This window comes from Pantoea sp. Ap-967 (assembly GCF_011752565.1).
Lineage (GTDB): Bacteria > Pseudomonadota > Gammaproteobacteria > Pseudomonadales > Pseudomonadaceae > Aquipseudomonas.
This window is the reverse complement of the sequence record NZ_VWXK01000045.1, coordinates 1-14,952: the sequence shown is the minus strand read 5'-3', so window position 1 is coordinate 14,952 and position 14,952 is coordinate 1. Positions and strand designations below refer to the sequence as shown.

At 66.4% G+C, this 14,952-nt stretch carries 14 protein-coding genes; 6 read left to right on the top strand and 8 right to left on the bottom strand.

All coding sequences use genetic code 11. The annotated features are described in order from the left end of the window. Positions 1 to 14 precede the first annotated feature (14 nt). The 4 genes from F3J45_RS27820 to dinG form a co-directional block, all read right to left on the bottom strand. On the bottom strand, positions 15 to 989 hold the full coding sequence (locus tag F3J45_RS27820; RefSeq protein WP_167070565.1) for an OmpA family protein: 975 nt from the start codon (positions 987 to 989) through the stop codon (positions 15 to 17). A 99-nt stretch (positions 990 to 1,088) separates the two neighbouring features. Then, a complete protein-coding gene (locus tag F3J45_RS27815; protein WP_167070563.1) occupies positions 1,089 to 2,234 on the bottom strand; it encodes a serine hydrolase domain-containing protein in 1,146 nt (381 codons plus the stop codon). A 167-nt stretch (positions 2,235 to 2,401) separates the two neighbouring features. Then, the gene (locus F3J45_RS27810) at positions 2,402 to 4,645 is read right to left on the bottom strand and encodes a beta-agarase (RefSeq protein ID WP_167070561.1); all 2,244 of its coding nucleotides are present in this window, start codon (positions 4,643 to 4,645) and stop codon (positions 2,402 to 2,404) included. 81 nt (positions 4,646 to 4,726) lie between these two features. Then, a complete protein-coding gene (dinG, locus tag F3J45_RS27805; RefSeq protein ID WP_167070559.1) occupies positions 4,727 to 6,871 on the bottom strand; it encodes an ATP-dependent DNA helicase DinG in 2,145 nt (714 codons plus the stop codon). A gap of 98 nt (positions 6,872 to 6,969) precedes the next feature. Between dinG and F3J45_RS27800 the strand changes: the two genes are divergently transcribed. Continuing rightward, complete coding sequence (locus F3J45_RS27800; protein ID WP_167070557.1) at positions 6,970 to 7,434, top strand: CopD family protein; 465 nt, start codon at positions 6,970 to 6,972, stop codon at positions 7,432 to 7,434. A 111-nt stretch (positions 7,435 to 7,545) separates the two neighbouring features. Here the strand turns inward: F3J45_RS27800 and F3J45_RS27795 are convergent, their stop codons facing one another. The 4 genes from F3J45_RS27795 to F3J45_RS27780 all read right to left on the bottom strand — a co-directional run bounded on the left by F3J45_RS27795 (position 7,546) and on the right by F3J45_RS27780 (position 10,173). Next, the gene (locus F3J45_RS27795) at positions 7,546 to 8,304 is read right to left on the bottom strand and encodes a collagen-like protein (protein WP_167070555.1); all 759 of its coding nucleotides are present in this window, start codon (positions 8,302 to 8,304) and stop codon (positions 7,546 to 7,548) included. Continuing rightward, complete coding sequence (locus tag F3J45_RS27790) at positions 8,297 to 8,572, bottom strand: DUF1145 domain-containing protein (protein ID WP_167070553.1); 276 nt, start codon at positions 8,570 to 8,572, stop codon at positions 8,297 to 8,299. Before F3J45_RS27790 ends, F3J45_RS27795 begins: the two co-directional genes overlap by 8 nt. Before the next feature lie 98 nt (positions 8,573 to 8,670). Next, a complete protein-coding gene (locus tag F3J45_RS30645) occupies positions 8,671 to 8,952 on the bottom strand; it encodes an OmpA family protein (RefSeq protein ID WP_370526495.1) in 282 nt (93 codons plus the stop codon). 525 nt (positions 8,953 to 9,477) lie between these two features. Beyond that, positions 9,478 to 10,173: an OmpA family protein gene (locus tag F3J45_RS27780; RefSeq protein WP_167070549.1), complete on the bottom strand. Its 696-nt coding sequence runs from the start codon at positions 10,171 to 10,173 to the stop codon at positions 9,478 to 9,480. A gap of 159 nt (positions 10,174 to 10,332) precedes the next feature. Between F3J45_RS27780 and F3J45_RS27775 the strand changes: the two genes are divergently transcribed. The 5 genes from F3J45_RS27775 (at position 10,333) to F3J45_RS27755 (ending at position 14,685) form a co-directional block, all read left to right on the top strand. Then, positions 10,333 to 10,827 (top strand): DUF6231 family protein, encoded by a 495-nt coding sequence (locus tag F3J45_RS27775; protein WP_167070547.1) that lies wholly within the window; start codon positions 10,333 to 10,335, stop codon positions 10,825 to 10,827. Between the two features lie 2 nt (positions 10,828 to 10,829). Then, positions 10,830 to 11,306 (top strand): YchJ family protein, encoded by a 477-nt coding sequence (locus tag F3J45_RS27770; RefSeq protein ID WP_167070545.1) that lies wholly within the window; start codon positions 10,830 to 10,832, stop codon positions 11,304 to 11,306. 2 nt (positions 11,307 to 11,308) lie between these two features. After that, the gene (locus F3J45_RS27765; protein ID WP_167070543.1) at positions 11,309 to 11,785 is read left to right on the top strand and encodes an LEA type 2 family protein; all 477 of its coding nucleotides are present in this window, start codon (positions 11,309 to 11,311) and stop codon (positions 11,783 to 11,785) included. A gap of 7 nt (positions 11,786 to 11,792) precedes the next feature. Next, complete coding sequence (locus F3J45_RS27760) at positions 11,793 to 11,996, top strand: SEC-C metal-binding domain-containing protein (RefSeq protein ID WP_012313055.1); 204 nt, start codon at positions 11,793 to 11,795, stop codon at positions 11,994 to 11,996. A 244-nt stretch (positions 11,997 to 12,240) separates the two neighbouring features. Then, a complete protein-coding gene (locus F3J45_RS27755) occupies positions 12,241 to 14,685 on the top strand; it encodes a penicillin acylase family protein (protein ID WP_167070541.1) in 2,445 nt (814 codons plus the stop codon). Positions 14,686 to 14,952 lie beyond the last annotated feature (267 nt).

The following is a 14,952-nucleotide window of genomic DNA, read 5'->3' as shown; positions in this document are numbered from 1 at the left end:
CGTTTCCTTGACGATCAGTTGGTCTTCGCAGGGCTGTTGGCGGCTACTTTCTTGTCGGTGGCCGCCGCTTTCTTGGCCGCGGGCTTGGCGGGCGCAGCCTTTTTCTTGGCAGCAGGCTTGGCCGCGGCTTTCTTGGCCACAGGCTTGGCGGCAGCCTTGGCGGCTGGTTTCTTGGTTTCAGCGGGCTTGGCGACGGGCTTGGCATCCTGTACCGCCACCATTGCGGCCGGGGCTTGCACAGGCACAGCCTTCTGGTACTTGGCCAGCAGGGCGAGCATGGTGTTCTGCGGCGTCAGCAGCATTTCCACACGGCGGTTCAGGGCGCGGCCTTCGGCGCTGTCGTTGGCGGCACGTGGCATTTCCGAGCCCATGCCCTTGAGCGACAGGCGGTCACGCTGCAGGCCGCTCAGGCGGAAAATGGCCGACACCGAGGCGGCGCGCTCCAGGCTCAGTTTCTGGTTGGCCGCCGCAACGCCGCTGCTGTCGGCATGGCCGAGTACCAGTACAGCGGTTTTCGAGTCACCCTCGACGGCCTTGGCCACGCGAGTGATCGGTGCCAGGGTCATCGGCAGCAGCATGTTCGGGCGGTCTGGGTTGTACGAGCTGTCGACCGGAATGATCACCACCAGCACGTTTTCGCGGCGTTCAAGTTCCAGCTTGCTGTCCTTGACGGCTTCACGCAGCTTGGGCTCGTACTGGTCGAGCCAGGCCTGGGTGGCCTTCTCGTCGATCTTCGGTACGACCGGCCCCTTGGCCGCCTGCTCATCACTGCCGAACGGCCACCACCAGTGGCTGGCGCTCTCGGACTTGGCATCGGCCTTGGCCACGTTCTCGGTGACAGCGGCCTTCACTTCCTGGTCGGCCACTTTGTCCGAACCAAAGGGCCACCAGCTGCTGCTACTGTCCTCGGAGGCGTCCTGGGAATGGCTGGCGCAACCGGTCATGGCGGCCAGGCAAAGGGCAAGAGCTAAGGTTTTATGTGAAGACATCAGCGATACACCATGAATTAGAAAGATATTTTGCCAACGCACTTCTGGCGTTGGCATTGAGGATAGTCAAAGGGGTCGCGTAATACCCGCATTACCCGATCAAAGGCAAGTGCCCAGCACACGCACCAGCTGCTGGGCGCGGGGGTCCATCAGCACGTAGGGGCCGAGGGTGTTGACCACGAAGCCGAAGGCCACGTCGTGCTCCGGGTCGGCGAACCCCACCGAACCGCCGGCACCTGGGTGGCCGAAGGCACGGGCGCCCAGGCCGAAGGTGGCGTTGGCGACAGCAGGCTGGTCGAGCATGCAGCCCAGGCCGAAACGGGTCTGGGTCAGCAAGGTGCGGTCTTGGCCAAGGCTGTGCTCGCGGGTCAGCTCGTCGAGCAGTTCCGATTCGAGCAGGCTGCCGTCGAGCAGGCCGGCGTAAAAACCTGCAAGGCTGCGGGCATTGCCGTGGCCATTGGCCGCTGGCTGCTGCATGCGCCGCCATTCCGGCTTGTTGGTGCTGGTAAGGATCGCTGGCGGGTTGGTGAAGGCGCGGGTCGACAGCGCTTCAGGCTCGCGCATGGTCACCTGCAACAAGCGCTGGGCGGCGGCATCGCCAGGGTTGCCCTTGCCACGGGCGATATGGGCAACGCGGTAGAATTCCTCATCGGCCAGGCCCACGTGGAAGTCCAACCCCAGCGGCCGCGCGGTGCGCGCGACGATCGACTCACCAGGGCCACGGCCATCGGCGCGGCGGATCAGCTCGCCAATCAGCCAGCCGTAGGTGATGGCGGCATAGCCATGCTCAGTGCCGGGCGCCCACCAGGGCGTTTCGGCGGCCAGCGCAGCAACCATGGCCTGCCAGTCGTACAGGGCTTCGGCGGGCAGCAGCTCGCGAATGGCCGGCAGGCCTGCGCGGTGGCTGAGCAACTGGCGCAGGGTGATGCTTCCCTTGCCGGCCTGCTCGAATTCAGGCCAGTAGCGCGCCACCGGGGCATCCAGGGCCAGCTTGCCCTCGCCCACCAGCTGCAGCGCGGTGACTGCCGTGAAGGTTTTGGTGCAGGAGAACAGGTTGGCGATGGTATCGCTGTGCCAGGCCTGCTGGCCGTCCTTGTCGGCGCTGCCGGCCCAGAGGTCGACGACGGTTTCGCCGCCAACCTGGATGCACAGCGCCGCGCCACGCTCCTGGGGATCGTCGAACAACGCCGCGAACGCTTCGCGCACGGCTTCGAACTTCAGCTCATAGTGACCCTGGATCTGCACCCGCCTGTTCTCCGTACTGCCTGGCTGACAAAGGCGTGCATTGTTTCAGTAGTTGGCGGTTTTGCAAACTGGCTATAGCTGTGTGGTCGCGCTGAAAATCCCCCTCTGTGGAGGGATCTTGCGGCCTGTTCGCGAGTGAGGCCGCTTGCACAGAGAGCTTGCCGCGCTCAAGGCTTGCTTTTTTCCAGTTGGCTGCGCAACTGACCAATGGCTTGCAGGTTGCCCTTGCGCACGGCCTCGACGAACCCTGGGTACGGCACATCGGTGATCGCCACCAAGCCCAGGTGCCCGTTCTCCCCATCGAGCAGGCGCCCGCTGGCCGGTTGGTCGAGGTACTGGAACCAGTGCGCGCCGACGATCATCGGTTGCGCCATCGCCGCCTTGAGGAAATTGCCATAGGCCGGCCCGCGGTCTTCTTCATGCGCCACCTCCAGCGGCCCCGGCCAGAATGGCCCACGGTCGCGGGAACCGAACTGGAATTCGGACACCAGCACCGGCTTGTCCAGCTCGGCCAGGCGGGCGAAGTCGTAACCGTCCTCGGGCTTGAGGGTATAGAAGTTGAAACTCAGCACATCGCAGAACTCGACGCAGGCCTTGACCGCCTCCGGCGTGCTCACGGCATAGCGCCCACCCAGCAGCAGGTGGTTGGGCGCATGCCACTTCAGTGCATCGGCAATGGTCTTGAAGTAGGTTTCCGCGAACACCTGCTGGAAATATTGATAGTCCCGTTCGATTTCCGGGTGCTCCGGGTTAGGCAGCGGCGCCTCGAAGCCCGGGTCTTCCATCAATTCCCAGGCCGGCAGCTCGATACCCCAGGCCTTGGACAGTCCCTCCTGGTTGCGGTACTTGTCACGCAGCTGCTTGAGGAAGGCGCGCTTGGCCGGCACGTCGGTGGTCAGGCGCAGGGTGCCATAGGCCAGGCCGTAGCGGGCCTTGGGGTCGTTGCCGGGAGCGGCCCAGGCCAACTCGTTGTCGGCGAAATAGCCGATCAGCCAAGGGTCGTCGCGGTGGTCGCGCGCCGCGATGGCCACGGCGCGCTCGGTGGCCATGGCGAAACGCGGGTCGAACGGGTCGGGCATGCGCCCCCACCAGTCCATGCCCGTGCTGATGCTGGCATAGTCGCCGACGATCGACAGCGGCAGGGTGTAGGGCATGCGCTTGGCCTGGGCCAGGGCCGGGTCGCTCCAGTTGCCCAGGGTGTTGAAACCCCAACCCTGCAGGCGGTCCAGGGCGTGGGCCTGCCAGCGCTCGGCATCCAGCGCCGGTGCCGGGCACGGCGCTGCGGCCTGGCCTTGCACGGCGGGCGGGCAAGGTTGGCCATAGGTACGCTGGATATTGGCGGCGTAGAAGTCGAACCAGCGCCCCTTCTTGAACCCGCGGCCTTGCGAGGAGGTGTTGCCGTCGTCGTTGTTGCCCCCGCCGTAGAAGGCCGACAGGCCATCGGCTGCGCCTGGCAGGGCCTTGAACATGGCCTCGCGGCCCTCGATGTAGGTGCGCCCGCCGTCATCAGCCACGGCGTTGACCCCCAGCGAGAAGAACGGATGGCCTTCGGGGGTGACCAGGAACCAGCGCCCGTCACGCTTTTCGGTGCGGAAAAAACCCTTGGCGGCGAACGGCTGCCCAACCACCACGCCACCGTAGCTGTCCAGTTGCAACTTCTGGCGCTCGGCCAGCCAGCCCTTGAGCTGCTGCTGTTCGCGGTTGTCGGCGGCCTTGAGTTGTTCGTCGCTGGCGATTTTTTCAGGCCAGTGCCCGCGGGTGGACTGGCCATAGCCGTCGATCAGCTCGCGGTAGGCGGCCTGGTAGGCCTGGTCGTCATCCTGCAGGCCGACCTTCTCGATCAACAGGTTCTGCGCGGCTTTCGGGCTGGGAATGCTCAAGCTGACCGAGGCCACCTGCTTGAGGTCCACCTCACCCACGCTGCTGGTCAACAACACCCGCTGCCCCTCGTAGGACCACGGCATCGGTGGGCCAGCCCGCATGCCCTGGCTCTGCGGCGAGCGGGCCTTGAGCGGCACCATCGCGGTTTGCGCAGGGCCGGCCGGCAGGTCGATGCGGCTGGTGAGGGTGCGCCCGTCGCTGCCTTGCACCGTGACGTCGACGGTCAAGGCCCAGTCCTGGGCACTTTGCATGCGCAAGGTCAGAAACTGCCCGGCGGACCAATCCCACGCCCCCGCCCCGCCCTGTGGGCTCAGGCGCAGGGTGGGCCGTTCCACAGGGTTGAACACCACCCGCCGCAGCACCTCGCCCTCGGCTGTCTGCTCGGCGTTGTACTGGGGCATGCCGGTGCCTTCGGTGGCCACTGCAACCACCGATGCCGGGCGCACGAAACTGAACAGCGTCTGTTGCCCGGCCAGCAGTGGCGAGCAGAACAACAGGGTGATTACGGCGGGCAGGGTGCGGCGGATCATAGGGCTGGAGTTCTCCTTCCGGACCCTCATGAGCCCGCGACTGAGTAGTGGACAACGGGCCGGCGCATCATGCTCCGGCCGTCAGGAAATCTCCCGCCGAAATGGCGGCAGCGCATTGAGGATAGCCTTGCCGTAGCGCTGTGTGACCAGGCGCCGGTCCAGCAAGGTGATGACGCCGCGGTCCTGTTCGGTACGCAGCAGCCGGCCACAGGCCTGGATCAGCTTCAGTGAAGCGTCGGGCACGGCAATTTCCATGAACGGGTTGCCGCCACGGGCCTCGATCCATTCCGCCAACGCCGCCTCGACCGGGTCGTCGGGAACCGAGAAGGGAATCTTGGCGATGACCACGTGCTCGCAATAGGCACCCGGCAGGTCGACACCCTCGGCAAAGCTGGCCAGGCCGAACAGTACGCTGTGCTGGCCGTCATCGACGCGCGCCTTGTGCTTGTTCAGCGTTTCCTGCTTGGACAGGTTGCCCTGGATCAGCACCAGCTTGCGCCAATCCCGGTCCAGGCCATCGAACACATCCTGCATCTGCTTGCGCGAGGAGAACAGCACCAACGCGCCGCGGGCGTCCTCGACGATGTTCGGCAGCTCGCGGATGATCGCGGCCGTGTGCGCCGCCGCATCGCGGGGGTCGGCCTTGAGGTCGGGCACCCGCAGCAAGCCGGCGTCGCCGTGCACGAACGGGCTTGGCACCACGCAGGTAACGGCATCACGCGGTAAACCCGAGCGCATGCGGAAGCGGTCGAACTTGCCCAATGCGGTGAGCGTTGCCGAGGTGACCAGGGCGCCATGGGCCACGCTCCACAGGCTGCGGCGCAGCATTTCGGCGGCGAGGATGGGGCTGGCATTGACCTCGATGTCGAACAGCGCGCCGCTTTCGGCCAGGGTCAGCCAGCGCGCCATGGGCGGGCTGTCTTGCGGGTCTTCGGCGGTGAAGGCGGTCCACAGCTCCCAGTTGCCCTGGGCACGGGTGACCAGGCTGCCGAACAGCGGGTACCACTCTTCGGCCTGGTGGCTGGCGATGCCGATATTGACCTCGCCGTCCATGCCTTCCTTGAGCAGGTCGGCCAGGCGGGTGAACAGGTCGTTGAGGCGGGCGAAGCCCTTTTTCAGCTCGATGCCCACCTCGCGGATCTGCTCGGGCACCACGCCGCCTTCGAAGCGGTAGCGCGGGCGTTCGCGGCCTTCGGTGTCCTCGGTGGGGCGAAAATCTGCAATCTGTTCGCACAGGGTGAACATGAACTGCTGCTGGGTACGCACTTCCCGCGCCAGCTCCGGCACCTGCTCGATGTACTTGCCCAGGTCGCCCGGCAGCGGGTGCTGGGCCAGCAGCTTGGTCAGGTTCTTGGCCGTCTGCTCCAGCCAGTCGGCGGTGGAGCGCAGGCGCGAATAGTGGGCGAAGTGGCCGATGGCCTTGTCCGGCAGGTGGTGGCCTTCGTCGAACACGTACACCGTGTCGCGCGGGTCGGGCAGCACCGCGCCGCCGCCCAGGGCCAGGTCGGCCAGGACCATGTCGTGGTTGGTGACGATCACGTCGACCTTGCCCATGCCTTCGCGGGCCTTGTAGAACACGCACTGCTGGAAGTTCGGGCAGTGGCGGCCGGTGCACTGGCTGTGGTCGGTGGTCAGGCGCGCCCAGTCCTGGTCCTCGATGGCCTCGGACCAGCTGTCTCGGTCACCGTCCCAGCGGTTGCCGGCCAGCTTCTCGATCATGCTGTTGAACAGCTTCTGGCTGCGCTCGTCGACTTCGATACGGAAGCCTTCTTCCTCGAACAGCTGGGCGGTGGCCGACTGGGCATGGCCTTCCTGCAGCAGGATGTCGAGCTTGGACAGGCACAGGTAGCGGCCACGCCCCTTGGCCAGGGCGAAGCTGAAGTTCAGGCCGCTGTTGCGCATCAGGTCGGGCAGGTCCTTGAACACGATCTGTTCCTGCAGGGCCACGGTCGCGGTGGCGATCACCAGGCGCTTGCCAGCCGCCTTGGCGGCCGGAATGGCGGCCAGGCTGTAGGCGACCGTCTTGCCGGTACCGGTGCCCGCCTCCACCGCCACCACGGCAGGCTCACCGGCACGGCGGCCTTCGTCGTCGCAGGCGATGTCGCCCAGCACCTTGGCCACTTCGGCGATCATCAGGCGCTGGCCATAGCGTGGCTTGAGGCTCTTGGCTTCGAGAAAACGCGAATAGGCGCCCTGGATGGTGGCTTTGAGTTCGTTGCTGATCATGGTCTGCAGGCGCCCGGAGGGCTGGATATATTTTCAGTGTTTCGCATGGGGCGGCTATCATACCCCGCTATTGCCCTTTGTGCCGCATGGAGATCCGGATGCTTGCCTTTGCCCTGCCCTACACACTGCATGTTGTTGCCGCCCTGGTTTGGGTCGGCGGCATGTTCTTCGCCTGGCTGGTGCTGCGCCCGGCAACGGTTGCAGCCCTTGAAGGGCCTGCCCGCCTGCGCCTGTGGGTGGAAGTTTTCCGACGCTTTTTCGTCTGGGTCTGGCTGGCGGTGGCGATTCTGGCGATAAGTGGTATCGGCATGTTGCACCTGCGCTTCAGCGGCTTCGAGACAGCGCCCAAGTACGTGCATGTGATGATCGGCGGCGGGATCGCCATGTTTGCCCTGTTCATGCGCATCCAGGCGTTGTTGCTGCCGGAGCTGAAGGCGGCGGTGCAGGCCGAGGATTGGCCGACGGGTGCGGCGGTGCTGGGGCGGATCCGACGGATGGTGGGGGTGAATTTGCTGCTGGGGTTGGCGGTGGTGGCGGTGGCCAGTTCGCGGTTGGTGGTGTAAAGGGCGGCCATAAACATTGGCCCGAAACAAACGTAGGAGCGAGCGCAGCTCGCGAAGCGCCGCGCGGGCGGCGCTCGATCTCACAGCCCCCACACCTCCAAAGCCAGGAACTCACAAGCGCTGCAGAATCAACTCCCCCTCGGCCCCTGCCAGCCCCGGTTGCCCCGCCTGCCCCGGCCTGCCATTGGCCCCGGCATCGGTACGATAAACCAGGCACCCCTTGCTCGCCCCACCCTTACCGGCCTTGCCCGCAGCCCCGGCCTTGCCCGGCGCCCCGCCATCCAGGCGCACAGCAATGCGCTCCTGCGGGAAACCTTGCGGCACGCTCAGGCGAATCCGCCCACCGGGCGCACCATCGTGGCCATTGCCACCGTCATCACCATTGGCGCCACGGCTGGCCTGGCCCCAGGTGCAGCCCCCGGCCTGGCCGTTGGCACCGTCGAGGCCCACATAGCCAGGCGCACCCGCACCACCGCGGACGTCGATGGCCAGGCGCTCGGCCTCCACTTCAACGAACCGAAGGTCCAGGCTGCGGCCCGAGCGTGCCGGGCGCTCATAGCTGCCAGGGGCGCCCGGGGCGCTGAACTCACTGCCCTCGGCCAATGTGGCAGCGCGCGCCTCGATACGCAGCGGCGTGTCCGAAGGGGCAATGGCGATACGCGCGTCCCGGCCCAGTTCCAGGTGGTCGATCTTCAATTCAGCGAGCGAAGCCGGCAACAGCAAGGTGGCTGAATCGGCCACGCGCAGTTGCTCCAGGTGCACGCTGGCCGACTTGTTGGGCAGGCGCAGCATGGAATGGCTGGCCACCTCCAGGCTCTGGGCCTGGGCCATCGGTGCGGCCAATGCCGCCATCAACATCAATTTACGCACGGCGGGGCGCCTCCTGCGGACGCGGAATGGACATGACATGAAAGATACCCGTGAGCAAGATCTGCAAACGGTCGAACCAGCGGTGGCTGCGCCCACGCAGGCTGCCATTGAAAAACAGCACTTCGAGCAGGTGCAGGCCGAGCAGGAAGGCGCCGATGGCATTGAGCAACAGGTTGAACGGCAACGGCTGTGGCATCAGCAGGTTGAACAGCGCCACGCCCCAGAAAGCCACAGTCAGGACCTTGCCCAGGCCCAGGATCACCTTCATAACCCCGCCCCTACTGCTTTATTGTTGTGACCACGCGGCCCACGCCTGTGGGCCGCGCGCCAACAGTACCTGCATGGCGCAGAACACGCCAGCGCAGGTCAGTTCAGGTGCAGGTCCACCCGTCGGTTGTGGGCCCGGCCTTCCTCGGTGTCGTTGTCGGCCACCGGTTCGCTCTCGCCATGGCCTTCGCTGGTCACCTTCTGCGGCGCCAGGCCCTGGCTGATCAGGTACTCGGCGACGCTGGCGGCGCGGCGTTCGGAGAGTTTCTGGTTGTAGGCATCGGAGCCTACGCTGTCGGTGTGGCCCACCACCTTGATCTTGTTCACGCCCAGCCCATTGAGGCGCGGCAACAGGCTTTGCAGGCGCTGCTGGGCGGCCATGCTGAGGTCGGCGGAGTTGAAGGCGAACATCACCTGGCCCTGGTCGTCGAGGCTGATGACCTCGGCCTTGGCTTCAGGTTCGGGGGCAGGTTGGGACGGCGGGTAGTTGGGCAACGGGCAACCCATGTGGTCGACCGGGGTGTTGGCGGGGGTGTCGGGGCAGCGGTCGCGGCGGTCGAACACGCCGTCGCCATCCTCGTCACCGTCGTGGGCATAGCAGATCAGGCCACCGGCGATCACGCCGAGGGCACCGCCGCCTGCAGCCCAGCTGGAACTCTCGATGGCGCCAAGGCCACCACCGACCACGCCGCCGATCAGGCTGCAGAGGGGCCAGGTCCTTTGATTAAGCGGCGCACTGCCATCGCTGTGGGTGGCGCAACCTGTAAGCAGGCTAGCTGCCACCAGCAACGGCAACGCTGCCTTCGACATCACACTCATCATGAATGCTCCTTTGTCCGCGGCCATGAACGGCTCGCTGGAGTAAAGACGCGCCCGCGCCACTTCTCAAGGCGCGAGCGCACATCGTCAGCGCTGAATCTTGATCTCTGTGCGACGGTTCATGGCGCGCCCCTCGGCCGTGGCGTTGTCGGCCACTGGCTGGGTTTCCCCGGCACCTACCACCGAAACGAAGCTGGCACGCGGCACGCCGCTCTCGATCAGGTAGTCGGTGACCGAATGGGCGCGGCGCTCGGACAGTTTCTGATTGTAGTGGTCGGAGCCGACGCTGTCGGTGTGGCCAGTGACCGTCAGGCGCGCGCTGGGCGCTTCCTGTTTCAGGCGCGTGGCCACGGTGCTCAGGCGCTGCTTGTCGGTGCCGGTCAGGCGGGCGGAGTTGAACTCGAAGTGCACGTCACGGATGACGATCACTTCCTCCTTCTGCACCACCACTTCCTCCACCACCGGTGGTGGGGGTGGCAGCGGGCAGCCGGTGGCATCGACTTTCACCCCGTGCGGCGTGCCCGGGCACTTGTCGCGGCTGTTCAACACGCCGTCGCCGTCGTCGTCGCCATCGCCATGGGCCCAGCAGTAGCCCGCTGCCAGGCCACCGCCCAGCAGCGCACCCCAGCCGGCCCAGCTGGAGCTCTCGATGGCACCCAATGCGGCGCCGCCGACGCCCCCGACGGCCGCACACTTCGGCCAGTCGGTTTTTTGCAAACCTGCACATCCAGTCAACACGCTGGTGAGCAGTACCAGGGGGATTGCTGTGCGAACTATGCTCATTTCGTTGCGTCTCCTAGGGGGAATCGGCATAAGGCCGATCTGAGGGAGTAAAGACCGCGCCATCCATCCCTGCCAGCGATAAGCCATGACGGGGCCACGTGCCCCTTTGCCCGCGCGCGCCGGCCCGCTAGTCTTGGAAGACCTGAACGAGGACTGGCAATGACCGACGGTTTTTCCCAACGCACCCCGCAGCAGGCCCTGGCGGCCCTGCTCGACCGCTTCGCCCCGCAACGCCTGTTGCTGGTAGGCACCCGTTTTCCCGCCCTGGAGGCCTTTGCCCAGGCGCACCCCCAGGCCACCCTCGAAACCTGCGAGCCAGGGCCGCTGCCGCCAGCGTTGGCGGCCCAGCGCTTCGACCTGGCGTTGCTGGTCGACTGCCTGGAGCACCTGCCCAAGCGCAGCGGCCTTGAATTGCTCGGTGGCATCCGCAACCTCAATGCCAGCCGTGTCGCGGTGCTGGCCGACTTGGCGGCCAGCGGCTGGCAGGACACCGACTTCTTCGCCCTGGCCCTGTCGGCCAGCGAGAAATTCCGCCGCGACGAGCAGGTGTTGAGCCTGTTCACCTATGATCTACATGACTACAAGCAAGTCCCGGACTGGCTCAACGCCAGGTTCTGGGCCAACCCTGAAAACTTTGGCAAGTATTGGTGGTGATGATGAGTGTCTCGGTCTGCCCTTGTGGCAGCGGCAACCTGCTCGACGCCTGCTGCGGGCACTACCACGCCGGCACCCCGGCGCCAGACGCGCAAACGCTGATGCGCTCGCGCTACAGCGCCTATGTATTGGGCCTGGTCGACTACCTGGTGGTCACCACCCTGCCCGCCCAGCAGCAAGGCCTGGACCGCGCCGCCATGGCGGCCTGGAGCGCGCAGAGCACTTGGCTCGGCCTTGAAGTGGAAGGCGCCGAGGTGCTGGGCGGCCAGCCCGAACATGCGTTCGTCACCTTCACCGCACGCTGGCACGACCAGGAGGGCGACCACCAGCACCGCGAGCGCTCGGCGTTCGTCCAGCACGGCCAGCGCTGGTACTTCATCGACCCCACCGTAGGGCTCAAGGCCGGCCGCAACGACCCGTGCCCCTGCGCCAGCGGGCAGAAGTTCAAGAAATGCTGCGCCAGCTACGTCGGTAACTGAACATGCCAAGCGCCCCCCGCCTGCTCCTGCTCAGCGCCCTGCTGGCACTGCTGGCGGGCTGCGCGAGCTGGGGCAGCGACAACTGGCGCGAGCCCCAGGTGCACCTGGTAGAAATCGAAACGGTCAAGGCGCGCCTGCTGCAACAAGAGTTCGTGCTGCACCTGCGCATCGACAACCCCAACGACAGCCGCCTGTTCATCCGCAGCCTGAACTACACCCTGTGGCTCAACGACCTGCGCCTGGCCGAGGACGAGGTCAGCGTCTGGCGCAGTGTCGGCGGGCATGCCCGGCGCACCTTCAAGGTCACCGCGCGGACCAACCTGTGGCAGCACCTCAAGCCACTGGCCAAGCTGCTCAAGAGTGGGCAACCGCTGCAGTACCGGCTGCAGGGCGAGCTGGAAACCGGGCTGCTCATCCATCGGGACCTGCACTTGTCGCGCAGTGGTGAGATAATCCCCGGCGATTTCATACCGGAGTAACCCTGCAATGACCCAACAACCCCATGTTCATGGCCCTGACTGCAACCACGGTCACGATCACCACCACGATCACGACCACGGCCATGTACACGGCCCGCACTGCAACCACGGCCACCAGGAGCCGGTGCGCAACGCCCTGAAGGACGTTGGCCGCAACGACCCATGCCCGTGCGGCAGCGAGAAGAAATTCAAGAAGTGCCACGGCGCCTGAGGGCGCCCTGTAGCGCCTGGGAGATCGAGCGCCGCGCGTGCGGCGCATCGCGAGCTGCGCTCGCTCCTACATCTGTTTCGCTGTAGGAGCAACGGTGCGGCGACCCGACTTGCCTGCGATACGCCGCGCAGGCGGCGTTCGATTTGCGCCTCACACAACCCTCACGCCAAGCACGCCGCCCCCCACACCGGCATGCTACCTTTACCGCCTTCCAACCCCGCCACATCTCGCAGGAGCCCCTGTCATGGCCGCCCCCGTCCTTCCTCCCTTCCGCCCGCGGTTCGCCACCGCCGCCGCCACGTTGCTCGGCATGCTCGGGCTCGCCGGCTGCCAGATGGGCGGTTACCAGGACAGCGTGCCGCCGACCACCGGCGTGCAGCCGCTCAAGGGCCTGGCGCAGAACGTGTCGGTGCGGCGCAATGCCATGGGTGCGCCGCTGATCGAAAGCAGCAGCTTCCACGACGCCCTGTTCAGCCTCGGCTACGTGCATGCGGGCGATCGCATCGAGCAGATGCTCGCCATGCGCCTGCTCGCCCAGGGCCGCCTGGCGGAGCTGGCCGGCAGCGAAGCGCTGGACATCGACCGGCTGATGCGCGCCGCCAACCTCAAGCAAACCGCCGCCCAGCAGTACGCCGACGCCTCGCCGCGGCTCAAGCGCTTCTTCGAGGTGTATGCCCGTGGGGTCAACGCCTACCTGTTCCGCTACCGCGACAAACTGCCCGCCGACCTCGCCAGCAGTGGCTACCGCCCGGAATACTGGAAGCCCGAGGACTCGGCGCTGATCTTCAGCCTGTATGCCTTCAGCCAGTCGGTAAACCTGCAGGAAGAACTCAGCGCCCTGACCCTGGCGCAGAAAGCCGGCAGCGACAAACTCGCCTGGCTGCTGCCCGGCGCACCGGACGAGCCGCTGGCCGAAGGCGAAGCTGAAAAGCTCAAGGGCCTGAATCTGAACAGCCAACTGCCGGGCCTGGCCGCCCTGGCCGCCGCCAGCCAGAAGCTTGCCGACCTGGACCTGCTCGGCAGCCCAGGCTCGGCCAACCTGGCCCTGGGCCCACAGCGCAGCCGCAGCGGCAAAAGCCTGCTGGCCAGCGACAGCCGCGCCGCCTGGGCCCTGAGCCCGGTGCAGATCCACACCGGCAAGTATCAGGTTGCCGGCCTGTCGTTGCCGGGCCTGCCCATCGTGCTGGCCGGCTACAACGGCAAGCTGGCCTGGAGCAGCAGCGCGGTGATGGCCGACAACCAGGACCTGTACCTGGAACAACTGCGCCACAGCGGCAGCCAAGTCAGCTACCTGGCCGATGGCAAGTGGCAAGCGGCGCGCGCGCGCAGCGAAACCTTCTTCGTGCGCGGCCAGCGCCCCCTGCGCGAGGTGATGTACGACACCCGCCATGGCACGTTGCTGCCCCAGCCCGGCAACCCCAGCCTTGGCCTGGCCCTGAACCTGCCGCAACTCAAGGGTGACCGCAGCCTGGACGCCCTGTTCGACCTGACCCGTGCGCAGAACGTGGAGCGGGCCTTCGACACCACCCGCGAAATCGGCGCCGCCGCGTTGAACTTCGTGTTCGCCGAACCCGAGCACATCGGCTGGCAGGTCAGCGGCCGCTACCCCAACCGCCGCGAAGGCCAGGGCCTGCTGCCCTCGCCGGGCTGGGACGGGCGCTATGACTGGGACGGTTTCGCCGATGCGATGCTGCACCCCTACGACCAGGACCCGCCCTCGGGCTGGATCGGCCACGCCAACCAGCGCAGCCTGCCACGCGGTTATGGCATGCAGCTGTCCAACACCTGGTACTACCCCGAGCGTGCCGAACGCCTGGGCCAGCTGGCCGGCAACGGCCGCCACGACAGCCGCAGCCTGATGGCCCTTCAAAATGACCAGGTGACCCTGCTGGCCGGCAAGCTCAAGCAAATGTTCGACGCCCCGGGCATGGCCCAGCCGCTCAAGCAGGCCATCGATGCGCTGCCCGCCGGACAGCGCGACAAGGCGCGTGACGCCCTGGCCCGGCTCAAGGCTTTCGATGGCCGCCTGAGCCCGGTGTCGGCGGATGCGGCGCTGTACGAGCTGTTCCTCCAGGCCTTTGCCAAACAGACCTTCCTTGACGAACTGGGCCCCGAGTCCAGCCCGGCCTGGCAGGCCTTCGTCAGCAATGCCCGGTTGTCGTACTCGGCCCAGGCCGACCACCTGCTCGGCCGCGAGGACAGCCCGTTCTGGGATGACCGCACCACGCCGCAGAAGGAAGACAAGCCCGCCATCCTCGCCCGCAGCCTGGCTGCCGCCGTGGATGCCGGCACCGCGCAGTTGGGCGGTGACATGCGCGCCTGGCAGTGGGGCAAGCTGCACCAGTACCGCTGGCCGGCACCGGCCTACCACGGCCTGGGCGATGCACTGAGCCATTCGCCGATGGCCGCCGGTGGCGACTTCACCACCCTGGCCCTGACCCCGTATGCCTGGGGCAGCGACTTCGACACCCGCCTGCCGGCCTCGGCGCGGATGATCGTCGATTTCGGCCAGGCCGAGCCGCTGCAGGTGCTGACCAGCTCCGGCCAATCGGGCAACCCGGCCAGCGGGCATTACAGCGACGGGCTGGATGCCTGGTTCAAGGGGCGCTTCATGAGCTTGCCGTTGCAGCCGCAGAATTTTGCCCGGGCTTACGGTAGCCAGCGGTTGACATTGGTGCCGGGGCGGTAGGTACGGTTTGGGGTGTTTGGCGCCTGTGAGATCGAGCGCCGCCCGCGCGGCGCTTCGCGAGCTGCGCTCGCTCCTACGTTTGTTTCGGGCCAGTGTTCATGTTGCCTGCGCACGCGGCCCCTTGGCGCATGCCTCGATATCGAAACAGATGTAGATACTCTGTTGATGGTCAAGCTTTTCTGAGGTGTTCAGAGCTGAAAAGCTTGGCCGTATCAAATGGCTCATCCCCACGCATGCACGCCCAGATGCCTGTCAGATACTTGCGCA

Coding starts and splice junctions, on each gene's coding strand:
- F3J45_RS27755 (WP_167070541.1), top strand. CDS start 12,241: ATGGCCGCCCCCGTCCTTCCTCCCTTCCGCCCGCGGTTCGCCACCGCC.
- F3J45_RS27760 (WP_012313055.1), top strand. CDS start 11,793: ATGACCCAACAACCCCATGTTCATGGCCCTGACTGCAACCACGGTCAC.
- F3J45_RS27765 (WP_167070543.1), top strand. CDS start 11,309: ATGCCAAGCGCCCCCCGCCTGCTCCTGCTCAGCGCCCTGCTGGCACTG.
- F3J45_RS27775 (WP_167070547.1), top strand. CDS start 10,333: ATGACCGACGGTTTTTCCCAACGCACCCCGCAGCAGGCCCTGGCGGCC.
- F3J45_RS27790 (WP_167070553.1), bottom strand. CDS start 8,572: ATGAAGGTGATCCTGGGCCTGGGCAAGGTCCTGACTGTGGCTTTCTGG.
- F3J45_RS27820 (WP_167070565.1), bottom strand. CDS start 989: ATGTCTTCACATAAAACCTTAGCTCTTGCCCTTTGCCTGGCCGCCATG.
- F3J45_RS27780 (WP_167070549.1), bottom strand. CDS start 10,173: ATGAGCATAGTTCGCACAGCAATCCCCCTGGTACTGCTCACCAGCGTG.
- dinG (WP_167070559.1), bottom strand. CDS start 6,871: ATGATCAGCAACGAACTCAAAGCCACCATCCAGGGCGCCTATTCGCGT.
- F3J45_RS27800 (WP_167070557.1), top strand. CDS start 6,970: ATGCTTGCCTTTGCCCTGCCCTACACACTGCATGTTGTTGCCGCCCTG.
- F3J45_RS27810 (WP_167070561.1), bottom strand. CDS start 4,645: ATGATCCGCCGCACCCTGCCCGCCGTAATCACCCTGTTGTTCTGCTCG.
- F3J45_RS27770 (WP_167070545.1), top strand. CDS start 10,830: ATGAGTGTCTCGGTCTGCCCTTGTGGCAGCGGCAACCTGCTCGACGCC.
- F3J45_RS30645 (WP_370526495.1), bottom strand. CDS start 8,952: ATGGCCGCCCAGCAGCGCCTGCAAAGCCTGTTGCCGCGCCTCAATGGG.